Raw genomic sequence first — 18659 nt, 5'->3', positions numbered from 1 at the left:
TCCCATCGTGTTTATCGTGACAAATCATCTCAAAATATGCGCTTAATCCACCTTACAGTAATTTTCTTTTTACTTTATAAATAGCTTCTTAAATCTAAGATGTCATTGCGAGGAACGAGGTAATCGCGAATACTTGGATTACTTCGTTTCTCGTAATGACAGACCAGATGATATTTATCTATGCTCATCTACATTATGTCCCATATTTATAATAACTATAGTTTTTTCGCTTTAATATTCTCCTGATTTGAGAACTACTTAACTCCATCCCGTTTGCTTGCTCTGGTAAATATGTGGCAGATAGCTCAATTGTTATGTAAACTCTCCAGAGAAAGGCAGTATTGCTCGTTGCTCCTGCTCATAGCCGAATTGCAAATATCGATGCATTTAACAAATCATCTCTTCCCCAAGATTTAAAAAGTCTTTATTTTTTATAAATTAAATATGCCTTTTGTTAGAAGGATAATTACCTTTTTATAGTTAATCTTTATTTGTACTCAAAAAAACAAGCTAATTAGCATGATAAATTTGATTTCTAGGACGATAGGTCACATCAGTTCCCTGCTTAAAGGACTTCAGGTAAAATCTTTTTTGGCTGTTGTTATAGTTGGTTTTCTAGTGCTGACGACGAATGTCAGTTCTGGGCAAAATGACAAATCATTAGGCGAGAGAGTTCGCGAACAGGTAGAGCAAAATGATGCTCAAAGACCGAAAACAGTAGGGCAGTGGAATAAAGATGCTCGTGAAACGGAAGGTTCTCCTGGTGAACGACTTCAGAAGATTGGACAACAGTCAGCAGAAGCCTTGAAAGAATTTGGGTCGGGGTATGTAGAAGGTGCTCAGAAAACTGCTAGTGATGTAGGGGAAAGTGCAGCACAGACAGGCAAAGATATCTCTAACCAAGTTCGACGCTAAATGCGTTACAATATTTTATTGGCAGCGAGTACTTATAACTTTTCGCCAATAAATGAGTCACATAGGGACGCTGGGTCTAACCAACGAACTCTTCTAATACTTGGGTAACGCGCTTACCCTTGCTGATAAAAGATTGTAGCCGTTTCTCAGTTGCATAAAATATAAGTCTTTAGTAGGGGCGCACAGCTGGCTGTGCGCCCCTACTGCGTATTGCATCCAAAGGAAAATTGCTAATTTTGAGTTGCCGCAGCTACGCCAGTCGTAAACATCGCCTGCACCTTGTTGGATGCATCTGCACTGCAAAATCCAGATTAATACCAGATAAGAGATAACTTTAAGTAATATCCTATAGCAATCCGATTTGATTTCTGAAATTATTTGCGTAGGCTGGGAGTGGGGAGTAGGGAAGAAGCCTCTTTGAGTTGTACTGAATTTTTTCAAAAATCAAATATGAGTCCTATAGTAAGTTGGCATAAATAAAGTGAACTATTAGGGCTTGTCATTTATTCTTTGTAAAAAGTAAAAGACACTTGATGCAGAAGCGTCAGTGGCTTTCCGTAGGGGAATGAAAAATGACAATATAGTTATGTTTGTTTATACCGACTAATGTAACTTCCTTAAGTATAAAAGTATATTTTTTTACAAACCTAATAGTACTTTAATAACAGCAAAGTAACTGTTGAATAACTGTTTGAAAACATGAAACAATGAGGAGATAGTTAAGACAGTTAATAAAAAAGCACATAGATAATTAGCGAGATGAAGCAATCTAAAAGCACGCGAAGGCGGGGAATTGTCCTAACGATCGCTGGGCTGAAGCGTTTACAAGCGGCGATTCTGGCTGTGGAAAAACTTCAAAACAATGGCAACCGCTTCACTTTAGAAGATTTAGGCGATCGCATGAATGTTTCTACCAAAACTCTGAACCGATTATGGTCGTTGAATACAGGTGTAGATCAAAAAACCTTGAAATTGTGCTTTAGCGCCTTTAACTTAGAATTACACAGGGAAGACTATGCAATTCTGAGTGAGCCGAATAATACTGAAGGTTCTCAAACTAGCTTGGTTAGTTTAAATACACAAAAAAGGTTTTCACCTCCGTCTTTGTCCTTGGATTCATTTGTTACTCAACATCATAACCAACTGGAAAATCTTTGGTCATACCCAGATGGCCCCGTACCTCTAGATTCCCCTTTCTATGTAGAACGTCCCCCCATTGAGGAACTAGTTTATCGAGAAGTAATTCAACCAGGCTGTGTGATTCGGATTCGAGCACCAAGAGAGATGGGTAAAACTTCTCTTGTATTGCGGCTATTAGCCTTTGCCCAGATGCAAGGTTATCGCCCGGTGAACGTGAATTGCAACCAAATCGATTCAAGCTGTCTGACAAACTTAAACAAGCTTTTGCGTTCTTTTTGCTGGCAAATTGCAACAGAATTAGGCATTGATCCTAAGCTAGATGACAACTGGGATGAGGAAATAGGCTGTAAGTTGAGTTGCAGTGTATACTTACAATCTTATTTGCTCAAGCAGAGTCAAAGTCCAGTGGTTTTAGTGTTAAATGAGGTTGATCGCTTTTTTGAATATCCTGAAATTGCTCAGGAGTTCTTTGGTTTGTTGCGCTCTTGGTATGAGGAGGCACGACAAGATACCAACTTGCATAAACTGAGGCTAGTGGTGGTTTATTCCACAGAAGTGTATGTCTCCCTGGATATCAACCGCTCCCCATTTAATATCGGACTACCAATCAGTCTGCCAGAATTTACTGAGTACCAAGTAGAATACTTAGCCCAACGGCATGGGCTAGATTGGACATCTAGTAACGAGGTTGCCCAACTGATGTCCCTCGTGGGGGGACATCCAGCACTAATTCGGATTGCTCTGTATTATCTATGCTGTCAAAGAATCACCTTAGAAGAACTCATACAGGAGGCGATCGCTAACGGCGGTATCTATCGTTATCATCTATGGCGACACTGGGCTATCCTGCAAGAAAATTCCAGTTTGCTAAACGCATATGTTGAAGTTGTGGCCGCAAAGCAAAGCATTCCTCTCAATCCTATTCACGCTCATAAGCTCGAAAGCTTGGGGTTGATCACTTATGAAGGCGATCGCATCCTACCCCGTTGCGAACTCTACCGTGCTTACTTTAAAAAACAACTAGGCGTTGCTGAATTTGAATATGAATCATTGCAAAAACGTGCTTGAGAAAAAACGATCAGATCCTCTTTCTCTTGCGCCCACGCAATTTTGAGCAAAGGAAGCTTCCGCTCAAACTTCTCTTGAGCGTGAAGCTATTTTATATCTTGAATCAGCAACGCCAACAACTATCTACAGTTTTCCAATAATGGGGGCTGAAAAAGATTTTAAACCATTCTGTTGTCATCGTTATAATCTTTTCATCAAATAATTAACCTGATCAGCTATGATAATTTAATTGGTAATGCTTAGATTTTACATGAGACTGTAGAGTTGCTAATTTTGGGATTTCCGATGAAAAATAATTAACTAGTTGACCAATAAAGTTGATATTCCTCAATAGAAAATGTTCCATTATTGGAAGACATTTTGAAAAATAAATAATAATCTCCTGGCTCCCAAATACTAAATTCTCGCTCTTGTTCTTGAACATTAGCCGTCGTGCCACCATTGGGAATGGTCATGCTAGCAGTTTGTGTTCCTTTCTGCGCTTTGATCAGAAAAACTTCTAGCAGGCAGAAACCCTGTAGTTCTGCGGAATAACGAATTTTGAAGCGGATTTTTCCTCCATCTCGTAGGGTCTTTTGAACAGAAAAATTTTCGGACTGAATAGGATTGCCAGACAGATGAATGCCTTGACCTTGTGTTAATATATGGGGATGCCTTTGAGCGAGTGAACTCATTATTTTTTATCCTCAAAAAGAATAGACTCTATTAAGATAATTGCAATTTTGAGAAATGTTTTTTATTCTCACGTTTGTATTTTCTCGCCCTCACCAAGAAAATGCAATGACAGATAAGACAGTTAAAAAAATTGATTGCAGCAAAAATAATCGAGACTTAAGCATTTACTAGACAGTTAAGACAGTTAGTTCCCAAGCCCTTGGTTATTAATAGACCTCTTGCATAAATCAAAAATTAAGAACCCCACCCCGCATTTGCTGACACAAACGCTCCCTGCTTGCGGGGAGGGGTTGGGGGTGGGGTGTTAGGGACTTTTGCAAGAGGTCTCTTCTCTGCGAGACGTTACGCGAACAACGGAGTAAGGTGAGGAGAATGTCAAGAAAATTGTATATCTTGCAACTTTGCCACCATTTCGGCACGCGCCGAAACCTTCAATTTACGAAACATCCTTTTCAAAGCTTGTTTGACGGAATTTTGCGTAATCCAAAGTTTTTCCCCAATTTCCCCATTCGTTAACCCCTGCGCCACCAACTCGGCAATTTCTAACTCACGCGCTGTTAAAGGACTTACTAAAAGGGAATTGGATATTTTTGGTTTTGGTTTTGTCCGTAGATTTGCCATTTTTGCTGATAAATGAATGCATAAAGCACTAAGATCAGCTAAATCGTTGCCATTAAAAGCAGGATTTCCCTTGTCACGAGCTAAGTTAAGCGTTCCTACAAGCCGGCCATCGCAAACAATTGGCCCGGTCATTACGTGTTCGTGATCGGAACGCGAGCAAAAATGCTTCCAGTCTCCTGGTGATAATAATAACTGCTCATGGGCGGGAGCATGACGCTCAACCACGTAGCGCCCGACTGGATTGCTTTCTAAACATACTGCGGGAATACCCTGAACATCAATATCAGCCGTTGGCTGCTCATCTAGGAAATAAATACCCCAATTTTGCACGCCAAAATGCTCGCCAATTTTATCCGTGAGAGCTAGTCTTAATTCTTGCTCATTCTGGACATTGGCGATCGCATGAAATACGACGTGGAGAGAATTTGCCATAAGTGTACCCAGTTGGGGACTATCCAAGCCTCAACAATTACTTCTATGCTAATACCAAGAAAACTAAAACGCTAATTACAGTAGCGACTAGGAGAAGCACATGACAGTTACACAACTCTCTGCTCAGGAACTTTTCCGGGCTGCTTACGAGAACCGCTACACTTGGGACAAAAATTTCCCTGGTTATACCGCAAATATCACTTTTAAGCAAGATGATAAAGTATTTACAGGCAAAGTTATCATCAGCGCCAATCTCAAAGCCGAAGTTTTGGACGTAGATGACGAGTCGGCCAAGCAGGCAATTCATGGTCAAGCATGGGAGATAGCAATTCACCGCATCCGCCGCAGCTTTGAAGACACCCACAGCGCCAATACGTTTAGCTATGGTAAAACTGACGAAACTGGTGCGGTTGAGCTTTTAATGGGTGGTAAGGCTGAGGGCGATAAATATAAAGTCCGCAATAATGAAGTATGCCATGTTCACCGTCTAATTCACGGTACTTTTGTGACAATTGACACCTTCAGCAGTCACGACACTGGGGAAGGCTACCTGTCCCATACTTATGACTCTGTGTACCATGACCCCAAAACTGGGGAACAAAAGGGCGGTAAAAGTGAATTTACCGATGAGTATGAGAAAGTTGGTGACTATTTCATCCTAAATCGTCGGGAGATTCGCACCGAGACAGCAGGACAAGTTTCTATTCAGGAATTTGTTTTCTCTGACATCAAATTGTTGGAACCTGTTGCTGCTTAAGCTGTATTATATGTAATCTAAAAATTAGCGTAGGCGCAGTCCGCAGCAGGCATCGCTCTCTAATTGAAGGGAGCGATAGCTTTTATTTTTTGACGTTTTGAATTCTAAGCATGAGGTTTCAAGAAAATAGCTTGATATTTAGAGTATTGATAACTTATTTCTGGCGATCGCTTCAGATATAATCAACATATAAAAAGTCAGAGGCTATTATTTAATCAAAATAGTAAGCAAAATGACACAACTATCTTCTAATCACACACCGCGTCGAGGAAGAGTATTTCCAGAACGTCAACTATCACCTGAAGAAAAAGCACGACGCAAGGCTGAAGATGAGGTATTTTATCAGCGTTGTCGAGTAGTATTTGACAGAGTTCAACCAGAGTTAATCAAAGAACACTACGACTGGTTCATAGTCATTGAGCCTGATAGTGGAGACTATTTTATAGATCAAAATGAGGATATTGCTAGACAAAAGGCTCGTGATAAATTTGGTAATACTTTGCGTCTCATGATGCGAATCAATGAGACTGGAGCCTGCGGCAAAATATGATTGTCGGAGATTTTAACAGTAAAGGCGAGTTAATTTTTGAAATTGGTTTGATAGCTGTTGATGGTGATATTATCTCAGTACAGGCACTACTAGATACAGGATTTACTGGCACTCTAGCAATTGATAACCAAGATGCTTTGAGCCTGGGATGGTTACGGGAAAGTCAGAGAGAAGATATGCGGACGGCGCAGGGAGAAGCACAGTTTAACCTGTATCAGGGAGCTATACTTTTAGATGAAGAAGAGTTCATGATTTCAGCGTTGGGTGGAGATGAACTGCAAGATATTCTTTTAGGTGTGCGTTGGCTACAGACAAAACGACTAGTGGCAGATTTTGCAGCAGGAGTGTTGACATTGGGGTAAAGGCGATCGCTTTATTGTTAGTTTGAGGATCGCTTTCTCTCTACATTATGTAACCCCATCACTCTCAACGATTTAAAATTCTGTTGGTTAGACGCGCAGCCGTTTATCGTCAGAGATCGCTTTGATTTTTTGACGTTTTGAATGAGAATTGCGAACTTTTTGAGATGATAACCAAAATCAATCAACTATACAAGTTCAATAGTCATATCATATCCGCCAAATTACCCAGAACCCCCAACCCCAACCCCTCCCCGCAGGCTCTTAGGGGAGACAAAGCATAGCTTTGGCTCTTTGGGGTTCTTCGGGTTTAATAAGCAATCAAGCGGACATGATATCATTAGTGTTTCCAGAATTTAATAATTTATTACTAACGTAAAAAAATAAAATAATTGGCGTTAAGAAGTAACGGTTCTATCTGTGTAGTAAGCAATTTAGATCCCGATGTAGTATTAGATGAAAGAATCTAGAAAATAACTAAGCGATCGCTAAAACTTTGTACAGATGGCAATCGTAATAATATCAATTAATTTATGTCGGTCAAAGCCAGTTACCAACTAAAACATAAGGTGCCCAGTAACCAGGACGACTGTAATTGGGATAATCTTTTAACAACTTTACTTGGGCACGACGCAAGGCTTCAGCCTTTGTCACCTTAGTTTTAACTAACTCACGATAAAATTCACCAATTAAGATAGCAGTAGATTTATCACTGATATACCACAGTGAAGCCAAGGTACTACGGGCACCAGCTTTTACGGATGTTCCTGCTAGTCCTAGCGTGGCGCGATTGTCACCAGCAGCAGTTTGGCAAGCACTCAAAACCAGCAATTCCAAGGCTTCTGAACGAGTTTGATCCCGACGCCGCAGCAGGCTATCAAATTGCATCACGTTGATTGGGCCATCAGCAGCAAGGATAAAAGTATTCTCAGGACGGGAGCTAAATTGACCGTGGGTTGCCAGATGTAACACATTAAATGGCACAGCATTTACCTTACTCTCTAGGTTTTTGCTGTTGAAGTCCCTATCTAGTAACTCCGTAGTAGACGCGATCGCTTGGGAAATAGAGTTAAATTCTGATTTAATTTCTGGTAACGGTGGAAATTGCTGTTGAAAGCCTGGTGGTGGTTGTACTAACCCGGCAGCTAGGACGTTGAGTTTTGTTTGTGTCAAGGGTTTGGGTGCGAGTAACTGGAGTCCCAAGCTGAGTGCTACAGCATATTTTTCTACCAGATATTGCTGACCGTCATACAGTATAGCCATTGGCACGTTTCGCAAGATTCCATCCAGTACAAATACAAGGGTTTTGACTCCACTTTCTTTTAAATCTGACTCAATTTCTTTGATTAACCACCCATAGACTTCCTGTGACAGCGCCTGCACTTCCTCAGTTCTATCAGGTTCTAAAAGATACTCTCTAAGTTGTTTTATAATACCTTCTACTTCGTTATGGGACTTGTTTACTGTATAATTACGCAGTGGCTTATTAGGAATTTTGACAATAACTTGGAGTTCAGAAGGCAGAATAATTGGATAAATGATTGCGGCTGTGGGATTATCTTTGTCTACCACTGTGTCAAGCAAAACAGTTTTGGCATTAATGCAAGCTTCCCGAAAAAAGTCGTCTAATTCCGCCAGTTGCAGTGCTTCAATCCTCTGTCTCGCTTTGTCTAGGATTGCTTCGCTTGGATGATTTTGCTGAGACTGCAACAGTAATTCTACCGACTCTCGATATACAGGTTCTACACTTTCTTTAAAGGAAAACTGGACATCTCGATTCACAACAACTAAGTCACTACGGAGAGTCTGCAACTCACTGACCGCAGTATCATAGGCGGCAATAGCGCCCTTAATCTCTCCCTGCTGTTTTAACAAGCGTCCCAACTGCCAATACCAACGATAAGCGATATCTGGGGCGTTGATTGTTTGGGCTATGATCAGTGCCTGTTGGGTGAGGTTCTGGGCAATTGGCCATTGTTTAGTTTGCTCGTATACACTGCCCAGAGTCCCAAGGGCAAAGCTTTCGGCTCGCTGATCTGCCAAATCTTGAGCTTGTTGCAAAGCGATCGCGCAGATTTGAGCGATCGCTTGGGGTGGAGTCCTGAATTTCATCAAGCTTTGAGCTAGATTAATCCGGGCATAGATAGTTCTCACAGAAGGAGGTAATTCTGCCAGTTGAGTTTGGATTTGCGGCAATAATGTCTGCGCGGCTGCTGTTTGTTCCGTGTTCACTAGCAAGCTCAACTGATTTATTTCAGCCTGGACTTTAGTAATCGAGTTAGGAGCGATCGCAGCAGCTTGCTGATAGAATTCTATTGCCCCTTTAAAATCTTGCTCTACTTGTGCTGTGTTGCCTAAACTGAACAAAGCAGCGCTCACATCCTGGGGAGAATCCAATTTTTGGGCAATTGACAAACTTTGCTGTAATATCTGACGAGATTGATCCAAATCACCGGCTAATTGCAGAGCATCACCAAAAGACCGTAATTCTACTGCTTTGGTGACTGAGTTAGGTTTTGATTGTAACTGCTGCTGCAATTGAGTCAAGATTGTCAAACCCCGACGATAAAACCCCAAAACTTGCCATGCTTGTGCTTGGTTGATGCGATCGCGGGTAATGCCATTTTGATCACCTAATTTCTTATAGGTTACTTCTGCACGTTGCCAGGTATTAAGTGCTTGTTCAGCTTGTCCCAAGTCTAGTTGAATGCTACCTTGAATATCCAGAATTGGAGCCAGAACCTGAAGATTTTGGGAATTAGAGGATTTTTCGAGCAACTTCAAGCTATCTGTAATTGCCTGTTGCGCTTGTGTCAAATTACCCAGTTTTTGATCTGCCAATGCCAAATTACTTAATGCCACAGCTTGCCGCAATTCATTGCCTTGGCTGTTATAACTTTTAACTGCTTGTTGCAAAATTTTAATTGCTTCTGCAAACTGTCCTGTCTCATATAGCACTTTCCCCTGTTGCAACAAGTCTTGTGTTTGTGCAGTCGGATTTTGGATTGACACTCCAAGAGTTGCGATATGTTGTGTCTTTATAGTTGCAGCAACAGGAAAAGCAATAACGCACAAAAAAGCTGTCACCAGAACCAAGAGAATGAAAACAGGCAAGTCATGGATTTTAAAAAGACGAATGAACCATCTGTTACATCCGTTACACATTCGTTGCCACTGATTGTTTTTACAATTATTGGGTTTCATGGGAATTCCTCCCCATACTCTTGGGGTAACGAATTATTGATTACAGGACATGGCAGAGGGAATAGAAGAACTTTGCCCAGATTGAGCCACAAGGATAATATGACCGTTAGCATCGACAATCCATCCTTGAGCCTCCACAATCTGATCAGTAGATTTGGTAACAGTTGCAGTAGATAATTTATCCGTGACTCTGGGTGTTGCTTGTGGGGGCAAATCTACCCAACCTGTAATCACTGCTCGTCCTCGCAACGGTTCATTAGGACTTTGGGGTAATCCACCGCGTCCTGTAGCGATAAAACGACTGGCGTTTTGTCCTCTTCTGGGAGTGCAACCTTGAGCAATTTGTTGGGATGCATCCACGAGGTTAGAGGGTAGTTGAATTAAGCCGCGAGAAGGGTCTACATCAAGGGTGTTAATGGTTATTGTACCACTCACTCCCAATTGCGAACTCGCTGTAATGTCGCTCTTTTCGGTTGGCCTTTTTTGCGGGACAATACCGAAAATACCCTTTGTTGTAATGTCAACTCTACCACCAGATCCAGTGAAGGCGTTAGCGCTGATATCGCTATTTTCTTTGGGAACTGCAACGATAAATCTTGAGTTGATATTGATGTTCCCGCCATCGCCACCTTTTTCGGCTGTACCTGCGTTGGTGGAAATTTGACTGTTGCGACGGAGTAAGAGTAAGTCGCTGTTGACGTTGATATTGCCACCGTTACCGGATGCAGATTCGGCGTTGAGTCTACCTTGGTTGTCTAAGGTAATTTTGGGTGAGTTGATTTCGATGTCGCCTGTGATTCCTGAACCAGAGGAACTGACGAAAAAGCCACTGTTAGCACCAATATTTAGTACGTTATCAGGAAAGTTATTAACTCGGTCATCATAACTAAAGTTACTACCACTAATTATTACTTCATCAGTAGCATTGACAGTTATTTTACCTGCACGTCCATTGCTTGAGGTAGTGGTGGTAAGTTGTCCACCATTGAAGGCGTCAAAAATATTTGCATTTACTGTAATATCGCCACCCTTTTGATTATTTGTGGAGTCTGCATCCAGTAAAGCGCTGTCCGAGATGCGAAAGATATTGGTGTCTAGGGTGATATCACCACCTTTACCTGTGGAAGTAGAATCAGTAAATGTGAATAAACCACTAGAATCTCCGCTCTCTTGACTAGTTCCAGAAACAGTTACCGCATTTTTTGCATTGATGCGAATATTCCCCGCATTTTCCTGTCCAAAAGTTGAGGCAACAAGTTGAGCGCCATCTCGTAATGAGAAGTCACCAGAATCGATGGTAATGTTACCCCCATTGCCAATTGTTCCCGTGTCCACGTAAGTGCTAATCCTACTGGGAAAACCGTTTTTCTTCTCTCCAGCAATATCAACAGCACCTGTTACCTTAACATTGACATTGCCTGCATCCCCTCTTCCTGCTGGTTGGGTATCAGATGCAGCACGAGTAATAGTTAGCAGTTGAGGACCATCAGTGAGTGACAGGGAAGTAGCATTGATGTCGATATTGCCACCCTTACCCACACCTCCAGCTTCCACGGTGCTGAGGATGGAAGCATCATCTGCAAGGGAAACAGCATTTTTTGCACCCACTGTCACATTCCCCGCATTCCCCTGTCCATAAGTTGAGGTAGAAAGTTGAGCGCCGTCTCGTAATGAGAAGTCACCAGAATTGATGGTAATGTTACCCCCATTGCCAACTTTTCCCGTGTTCACAGAGCTGTAAATCCCACTCTTCAAACCGTTTTTCTTCTCCCCAGCAATATCAACAGCACCTGTTACCTGAACATTAACATTGCCTGCATCCGCTCTTTCTGCTGGTTGGGTATCAGATCCACCACGAGTAATGGTTACGAGTTGAGCGCCATCAGTAAGTGACAGGGAAGTAGCATTGATGTCGATATTGCCACCCTTACCCACACCTCCGGCTTCTAACGTGCTGAGGATGAAAGCATTTGCAAGGGAAACAGCATTTTTTGCACCCACTGTCACATTCCCCGCATTCCCCTGTCCCAAAGTTGATGTTTCAAGTACAGCGCCATCTCGTAATGAAAAGTCACCAGAATTGATGGTAATGTTACCTCCATTGCCAACTTTTCCCGTGTTCGCAGAACTGTAAATCCCACTCTTCAAACCGTTTTTCTTCTCTCCAGCAATATCAACCGCACCTGTTACCTTAACATTGACATTGCCTGCATCCCTTCTTCCTGCTGGTTGGGTATCAGATCCACCACGAGTAATGGTTAGCAGTTGAGCGCCATCAGTGAGTGACAGGGAAGTAGCATTGATATCGATATTGCCACCCTTACCCACACCTCCGGCTTCCACTGTACTGAAGATGGCAGTTTGTTCACCTGCAAGGGAAACAGCATTTTTTGCAGCCACTGTCACATTCCCTGCATTCCCCACTCCTGAAGTTGAGGCAGAAAGTTGAGCGCCGTCTCGTAATGAGAAGTCACCAGAATCGATGGTAATGTTACCCCCATTGCCAATTGTTCCCGTGTCCACACTGCTGCCAATTTTACTAGAAAAACCATTTTTCTTCCCAGCAATATCAACAGCACCTGTTACCTGAACATTGACATTGCCTGCGTCCACTCTTTCTGCTGGTTGGGTATCAGATCCACCACGAGTAATGGTTAGCAGTTGAGCGCCATCAGTGAGCGACAGGGAAGTAGCATTGATGTTGATATTGCCACCCTTACCCACACCTCCGGCTTCCACGGTGCTGAGGATGTAAGCATTTGCAAAAGAAACAGCATTTTTTGCACCCACTATCACATTCCCCGCATTCCCCTGTCCATAAGTTGAGGCATAAAGTTGAGCGCCGTCTCGTAATGAGAAGTTACCAGAATCTATAGTAATGTTGCCTCCTTTACCTTTTGCTCCTTCTCCTACAAAATTGCCAATCCCGCTACCAGAACCAGCAATTTTGATGTCTCCGCTAGCATTTAGCATAATATCCCCTGCAACAGTCTCGGGTGTCCCCAACCCCCCCCCGATACCAGCATAAAGGCCACTTCTGCCTAATATTTCCAAATTTCGGGCATTGATAGCAATATCACCGCCACCAGCACCTACGACATATATAATTGCTTGATTCTTAAGTGATACCGAAGCACGAGTCACATTAAGAGGAAATTTCAAGCTGAGATTATTGCCATTAAAAAGAAGATTGACATTTCCAGGTGCTGCTAACCCTCCTAATTCAACTCTCCCACCAAAAGCATTTAACTGGCCGCCATCCATGCTGACATTACCACCCACTAGCAGCAAACTTTTACCATCAGGCACTCGTAAACCATAAGCATTAAAACCTGCGGGATCTATTCCTGCTGGTGCAATTGACCTGTTTTCAATTCTGCCAGCCTGAAGTTGATTAAAAAACAATGCCGAAGGATTAACTGTTAGTAATGCAGAAGGACTCTGAGGATTAGTTGCACTAAATTCTAACCGATCGCCAAAGACAAATGAATTCGCCGTAGTCGCTATAAAGGAACCGCTCACATCCAAACGCGCATTCTGTCCAAAAATGATGCCATTGGGATTGAGAAAAAACAAATTTGCACCACCATCCACCCCCAAAGTGCCGAGAATATTCGAGATATTACTTCCCGTCACCCGTGTGAGAATATTTTTAATTCCGGTGGGATTGGCAAAATAAACACGCTGCAATTCCCCGACATTGAATTCCTGGAAACTATGGAACAGGTTTGCACCGCGAGTTGCTCCGCCATCAATCCGGTCAGCCGGAAGTCCTTTAATATTGACATTGGAAGTGACTTTTGAAGAGCGATCGCCCAATGTTCTATCAGGGATAATCTGGGCTAAGGCGTAATTTTCAGAACAAAAAATGATATGAGTAAGCACTCCAATAATGCTAAAAACTCCTAATAAACCTGAGCGCCAATTATTATCTCCACAGATTGCCATATCAGAACCAGCCTCACCTGCTCATTTGCTACCTGTGAATATGCAATAGACCTCTTCTCTTGCAAAAGTCAAAAAATCAGAAATGTCATTTTGTTAGCGCAGCGTTCCCGCAGGGTACAAAACGTAGTGGAGAGAAGAATCTCACTACTCTATTTTGCTCCGCTCAACATGACAATTGAAGCATTTATTTATGCAAGAGGTCTAATCAATCTATTGATAAATTTATCTACAATTTATTTCAGCAGATATCTTAACTAGATAAGAGTGAAGTTTTTAAAACTTAAAGTTTAGGTAATGCTTCCCAAAAGAAAAAGTTACAAATCACTCATCAACCTCGCCTTACGGAGAAAGAATTGCAGCACCGTTTCTTCACGGGAAATAATATCAGCCCTACCATCCATGCCCAATTGAATGTGACACTGGTTTTTCCCTTTACCTAAAACCAGAGTTTCCGGTTCAATAGTCACTTCATAAAAAGCACCAGGCGCAAAAAGCTGTCACCAGAACCAATAGAATGAAAATAGGCAAGTTATGGATTTTAAAGGAACGAATGAACCATTTGTTACATCCGTTACATATCCGTTGCCACTAATTGTTTTTATGACTCTTGGATTTCATTGGAATTCCTCCCCCTACTCTTGGGGTAACGAATTATTGACTACAGGACATGGCAGAGGGAATAAAAGAACTTTGCCCAGATTGAGCCACAAGAATAACATCACCCTTAGCATCGACAATCCATCCTTGAGCCTCCACAATCTGATCAGTAGATTTGGTAACAGATGTAGTAGGTTTTTTATCTGCAATTTCCACAGATAATTTATCCGTTACTCTTTCTGTTGCTTGTGGCGGCAAATCTACCCAACCAGTAATCACTGCTCGTCCTCGCAACGGTTCATTAGGACTTTGGGGTAATCCACCGCGTCCTGTAGCGATAAAATGACTGGCGTTTTGTCCTCTTCTGGGAGTGCAACCTTGGGTGATTTGTTGGGATGCATCCACGAGGTTAGAGGGTAGTTGAATTAAGCCGCGACTAGGGTCTACATCAGGAGTGTTAATGGTTACTGTACCACTGACTCCAAATTCCGAACTCGCTGTAATGTCGCTGTTTTCGGTTAGGCTTTTTTGCGGGACAAGACCGAAAATACCGTTTGTTGTAATGTCAACTTTACCACCTTTACCAGTGAAAGCATTCGCGGTGATATCGCTATTTTCTTTGGGGACGGCGACAATGAAGGGGGCATTGATGGTGATGTTACCGCCATCGCCACCGAATTCGCGATTCCCGGCAGTGGTGGAAATTTGACTGTTGCGACGGAGTACTAGCAGATCCTGCACTGTTAGCGCAATATTCCCACCTTGACCGCTGTTTGCTATTGCTGAGAGGAAAGCCTTATTGTCGAGAGTGAGAAAGCCTGCTTGTACCTGTAAGCTGCCAGCCTTCCCGATTCCTTGGCTATCTACGGCGACACCCGCACCATCTGCGATCGCTAACTGCATCGGGTCAATGAAGATACTGCCACCATTTCCACTAGAGCCAGTCGCGGTGTTGGCAAACAACCCTGCTTCTGAACGAACAGGATCAATTATAGCTTTGGCTTGCTCCTCACCAAAAACTTTAGCAACAGAGTTAAAGCGATCGCTAAAGGTAGAATCACTACCTGAAATAGTGATGCGGTCTTTAACTTTGACGGCGATGTTACCTGCATCGCCCCTGTTTAAGGCAGTGGTCAGAAATTGCCCACCATTTATTACTTCAAGCACATTAGCATTAACGGTGATATTACCACCCTTGGAGCCGCTTTGGCTGCGGGCGCTCAAAACCGCCCCATCTGATACACGTAAGATACCAGTAGTGACGCCCAGTTCACCACCTTGTCCACTGGCTCCTTTGCTGGTGTTCGTAAACAACCCACTAGAGAATCCGCCTGCACGACCATCTTCAAGGACTGGGAACGAAGCAACTCCGGAGAGTTCAACAGAATCTGTTGCATTGACCAGAATATTTCCTGCATTTCCCCGTCCTTGAGTGCTAGCTCCTAGTTCAGCGCCACCCGTTAGAGAAAAAGACCGGGATGAGATGTCGATATCACCACCCTTGCCTACTGCTCCAGGGTTTACAGTACTCAAGATATCAGTGCCACTACCTGCCAGAGAAACCGAATCTTTAGTTTGCACAAATACGCTACCAGCATTCCCCTGTCCACCAGTACTGGTTTCCAGTTGAGCACCATTGGTCAAGGAGAGTGAACCAGCAGTAATATTGATATTACCACCCTTGCCATTGCCCACGATTCCTTGATCTGGTATCAATCCCAAAAATCCGAAAGTCATGCCAGGTGGTAGCGCTCCCACCCCGCTGTAAACGCTGCTTGGTACAGGGATACCACTTATTTCCCCCGCACCGTCCAATAAAACTGCACCATCAGCTTTAATAGTTACGTTTCCTGCATTCCCTTGTCCACCAGTGAAGGTACTCAATTCAGCGCCATTGGTTAGAGAAAATGAACCTGTAGTGATATTAATGTCGCCACCATTGCCAATGCCCACACTTCCTGGAGTTGCTACTGCTATCACCCCGCTGTAAGCCCCGCTAGCTCTAGGAAAGCCATCTATTACCCTCGCACCGTCAAAGGAAACTGCACCATCAGCTTTAATCGTCACATTTCCTGCATTCCCCCGTCCACTAGTGGCGGTAACTAGATCAGCTCCATCAGTTAAGGAAAGCGAGTCGGCGGTAATATTGATGTCGCCCCCCGTTCCTACTCCTGAAACATTGCTAGAGATGAAGCTACCACTTAGCGAGACTCTACCCGATGCCTGTACAAATACGCTGCCTGCATTCCCTTTTCCAAGGATGCCGGTATATAGAATAGCGCCATTAGTTAAGGAAAATGTCTTAGCTTTTATAGTGATGTTACCACCATTGCCGACTGCTCCACTGTCTACACCGTTGGATATGTCGCTATTCGTGAGAGAAACCGAGTCCAACGCTTGCACAAAAATGCTGCCGCCATTCCCCTGCCCAGAGGTATTGGCAGACAGGAAAGCGCCATTAGTTAAGGAGAGTGACCCAGCGGTGATATTGATGTCGCCACCATTGCTGCTGAGTACTTCTTTTGCTACATTGCTGCCGATAAAGCTATTGTTTGCGAGAGAGACTCTACCCGAAGCTTGCACAAATACGTTACCGGCATTCCCCCGTCCATATGTGCTGGCAAACAGGCCAGCGCCATCACTTAGAGAAAGCGCCCCAGCAGTAATATTAATATCACCACCATTGCCAACCGCTTCATTTTGTACACTGCTGGCAATAGTGCTATTTATAAGAGAAACCGAGTCAGACGCCTGCACAAATGTGTTACCTGCATTCCCCCGTCCAAGGGTGCTAGCAATTAGTTCGCCATAAGTTAAGGAAAGTGTCTTAGCTTTAATATTGATATCGCCACCCAAGCCTTCCGCTTCACTTCCTACACTGCTAAGGATGTTGCTATTTGCGAGTGAAACCGAGTCAGACGCCTGCACAAATACGCTGCCGGCATTCCCCCGTCCATATATGCTGGCATTCAGTTGAGCGCCATTGGTTAAAGACAGCGACCCGGCGGTGATATTGATGTCACCCGCATTGCCTATCGCTCCGTTGCCTACATCGGTGTAAACTCCACTGACACCTCCGTTATTCACTCCATCAATAGTGACAGCATCACGGACATCAATATTCACATTGCCAGCATCGCCACGCCCAGCAGCGAGCGGATCAGAAGTTCCCTGAACGAAGGTTAGCAGTTGAGCACCATTGGTTAAAGACAACGACCCGGCGGTGATATTGATGTCGCCACCCGCTCCGACTGCTCCTGTTTCTACAGTGCTGTCGATGTGACTATTTACCAAAGAGACAGGACCTGATGCCTGCACAAATATGGTTCCCCCATTCCCCTTGCCAAAAGTGCCGCTCTCTAGATAACTACCATTGCTAAGAAAAACTGACTCAGCATTAATCCGAATAGTACCACTATTACCATCTGCATTATATACTGAGTCCCAGATTGAACTTGCGTCAACTTTGATTGCTCCCGTTAAGTTGAGTGTAATATCTCCTGCCTGACTATCCACAGATCCTAAAGACGGTCGTATTCCTCCCACGAACTCGCTCCCTCCAGCAATATTTAGATTTCGCCCGTAGATGGCAATGTTGCCGCCATCCCCAGCAGCGACATCTAATCTAGCTGCGTTAGTAACAGAGACGTCTGTTCGCTCTACTCCCTCAGGAAAACTCAGACTCAGATTATTAGCATCCATATTTAGTCCAACTGTTCCCCCTGCTGCTAATCCTCCTAACTCCACCCGTCCACCAAAGGCATTTAACCTCCCGCCATCCATGCTGATATCGCCACCAACTAACAGCAAACTTTGACCATCTGGTACACGTAGACCAAATGTATCGAAGCCTGATGGGTCTAATCCGGCTGGTGCGACTGAATTGTTTTGAATCGGTGCGGCGGCAATTTGATTGAATAGTAAAGCGGAAGGATTAACTGTTAGTAATGGGGAAGGAGTCTGAGGATTAGTTGCACTAAATTCCAGCCCATTGCCAAACACAAATGAGTTCGCCGTACTCGCTACAAACGAACCCGCCACATCGAGGCGTGCGTTGTTCCCAAATAAAATGCCATTGGGATTGAGAAAAAACAAATTTGCGCTACCATTCACCCCCAAAGTGCCGAGAATATTCGAGATATTACTTCCCGTCACCCGTGTGAGAATATTGGAGATTCCCGTGGGATTAGCAAAATAAACACGCTGCAACTCTCCCACATTGAATTCCTGGAAACTATGGAACAGGTTTGCACCGCGAGTTGCTCCGCCATCAATCCGGTCAGCCGGAAGTCCTTTAATATTAGACCAGTCCTAAAACTTGCAAGCAAGTATTTACAAGGCTTTGAAACCAATCCTTGCAGCTTTTCTTTGAACGTAACAATTAGGGTTTGAT

At 43.5% G+C, this 18659-nt stretch carries 10 protein-coding genes and 1 pseudogene; 5 read left to right on the top strand and 6 right to left on the bottom strand.

The annotated features are described in order from the left end of the window. Nucleotides 1-519: 519 nt before the first annotated feature. Nucleotides 520-915: a hypothetical protein gene (locus V7K30_RS10870; protein WP_334999051.1), complete on the top strand. Its 396-nt coding sequence runs from the start codon at nucleotides 520-522 to the stop codon at nucleotides 913-915. A gap of 759 nt (nucleotides 916-1674) precedes the next feature. After that, a complete protein-coding gene (locus tag V7K30_RS10865; RefSeq protein ID WP_334999050.1) occupies nucleotides 1675-3123 on the top strand; it encodes an AAA-like domain-containing protein in 1449 nt (482 codons plus the stop codon). Nucleotides 3124-3419: 296 nt separating this feature from the next. On the opposite strand, the gene V7K30_RS10860 is transcribed toward V7K30_RS10865, so the two are convergent. Beyond that, the gene (locus V7K30_RS10860) at nucleotides 3420-3797 is read right to left on the bottom strand and encodes a hypothetical protein (protein ID WP_334999049.1); all 378 of its coding nucleotides are present in this window, start codon (nucleotides 3795-3797) and stop codon (nucleotides 3420-3422) included. 376 nt (nucleotides 3798-4173) lie between these two features. Beyond that, nucleotides 4174-4851 (bottom strand): LuxR C-terminal-related transcriptional regulator, encoded by a 678-nt coding sequence (locus tag V7K30_RS10855; protein WP_334999048.1) that lies wholly within the window; start codon nucleotides 4849-4851, stop codon nucleotides 4174-4176. A 100-nt stretch (nucleotides 4852-4951) separates the two neighbouring features. Here V7K30_RS10855 and V7K30_RS10850 point away from each other — a divergent pair, with 100 nt between their 5' ends. The 3 genes from V7K30_RS10850 (at nucleotide 4952) to V7K30_RS10840 (ending at nucleotide 6520) form a co-directional block, all read left to right on the top strand. Beyond that, nucleotides 4952-5608 (top strand): DUF3386 domain-containing protein, encoded by a 657-nt coding sequence (locus tag V7K30_RS10850; RefSeq protein ID WP_334999047.1) that lies wholly within the window; start codon nucleotides 4952-4954, stop codon nucleotides 5606-5608. A 232-nt stretch (nucleotides 5609-5840) separates the two neighbouring features. After that, entirely contained in the window at nucleotides 5841-6158 is a 318-nt protein-coding gene (locus V7K30_RS10845; RefSeq protein WP_334999046.1) for a hypothetical protein, read from the top strand. Then, nucleotides 6155-6520 carry an aspartyl protease gene (locus tag V7K30_RS10840; RefSeq protein ID WP_334999045.1) on the top strand — a complete coding sequence of 122 codons (366 nt, stop codon included), beginning with the start codon at nucleotides 6155-6157 and terminating at the stop codon, nucleotides 6518-6520. Before V7K30_RS10845 ends, V7K30_RS10840 begins: the two co-directional genes overlap by 4 nt. 537 nt (nucleotides 6521-7057) lie before the next feature. Here V7K30_RS10840 and V7K30_RS10835 read toward each other — a convergent pair. The 4 genes and pseudogenes from V7K30_RS10835 to V7K30_RS10820 form a co-directional block, all read right to left on the bottom strand. Beyond that, entirely contained in the window at nucleotides 7058-9721 is a 2664-nt protein-coding gene (locus V7K30_RS10835; protein ID WP_442941058.1) for a CHAT domain-containing protein, read from the bottom strand. Between the two features lie 33 nt (nucleotides 9722-9754). After that, on the bottom strand, nucleotides 9755-13669 hold the full coding sequence (locus tag V7K30_RS10830; RefSeq protein WP_334999044.1) for a two-partner secretion domain-containing protein: 3915 nt from the start codon (nucleotides 13667-13669) through the stop codon (nucleotides 9755-9757). A gap of 314 nt (nucleotides 13670-13983) precedes the next feature. After that, nucleotides 13984-14154 (bottom strand): annotated as a pseudogene (locus tag V7K30_RS10825) (HlyD family secretion protein); the annotation flags it as partial. 166 nt (nucleotides 14155-14320) lie between these two features. Beyond that, complete coding sequence (locus tag V7K30_RS10820; protein ID WP_334999070.1) at nucleotides 14321-18541, bottom strand: two-partner secretion domain-containing protein; 4221 nt, start codon at nucleotides 18539-18541, stop codon at nucleotides 14321-14323. Nucleotides 18542-18659 lie beyond the last annotated feature (118 nt).

The sequence above is a fragment of the Nostoc sp. genome (genome assembly GCF_036917655.1).
Lineage (GTDB): Bacteria > Cyanobacteriota > Cyanobacteriia > Cyanobacteriales > Nostocaceae > Nostoc.
This window is presented reverse-complemented; position numbering and strand designations above follow the sequence as displayed.

Coding starts and splice junctions, on each gene's coding strand:
- V7K30_RS10840 (WP_334999045.1), top strand. CDS start 6,155: ATGATTGTCGGAGATTTTAACAGTAAAGGCGAGTTAATTTTTGAAATT.
- V7K30_RS10850 (WP_334999047.1), top strand. CDS start 4,952: ATGACAGTTACACAACTCTCTGCTCAGGAACTTTTCCGGGCTGCTTAC.
- V7K30_RS10845 (WP_334999046.1), top strand. CDS start 5,841: ATGACACAACTATCTTCTAATCACACACCGCGTCGAGGAAGAGTATTT.
- V7K30_RS10870 (WP_334999051.1), top strand. CDS start 520: ATGATAAATTTGATTTCTAGGACGATAGGTCACATCAGTTCCCTGCTT.
- V7K30_RS10835 (WP_442941058.1), bottom strand. CDS start 9,721: ATGAAACCCAATAATTGTAAAAACAATCAGTGGCAACGAATGTGTAAC.
- V7K30_RS10855 (WP_334999048.1), bottom strand. CDS start 4,851: ATGGCAAATTCTCTCCACGTCGTATTTCATGCGATCGCCAATGTCCAG.
- V7K30_RS10865 (WP_334999050.1), top strand. CDS start 1,675: ATGAAGCAATCTAAAAGCACGCGAAGGCGGGGAATTGTCCTAACGATC.
- V7K30_RS10860 (WP_334999049.1), bottom strand. CDS start 3,797: ATGAGTTCACTCGCTCAAAGGCATCCCCATATATTAACACAAGGTCAA.
- V7K30_RS10830 (WP_334999044.1), bottom strand. CDS start 13,669: ATGGCAATCTGTGGAGATAATAATTGGCGCTCAGGTTTATTAGGAGTT.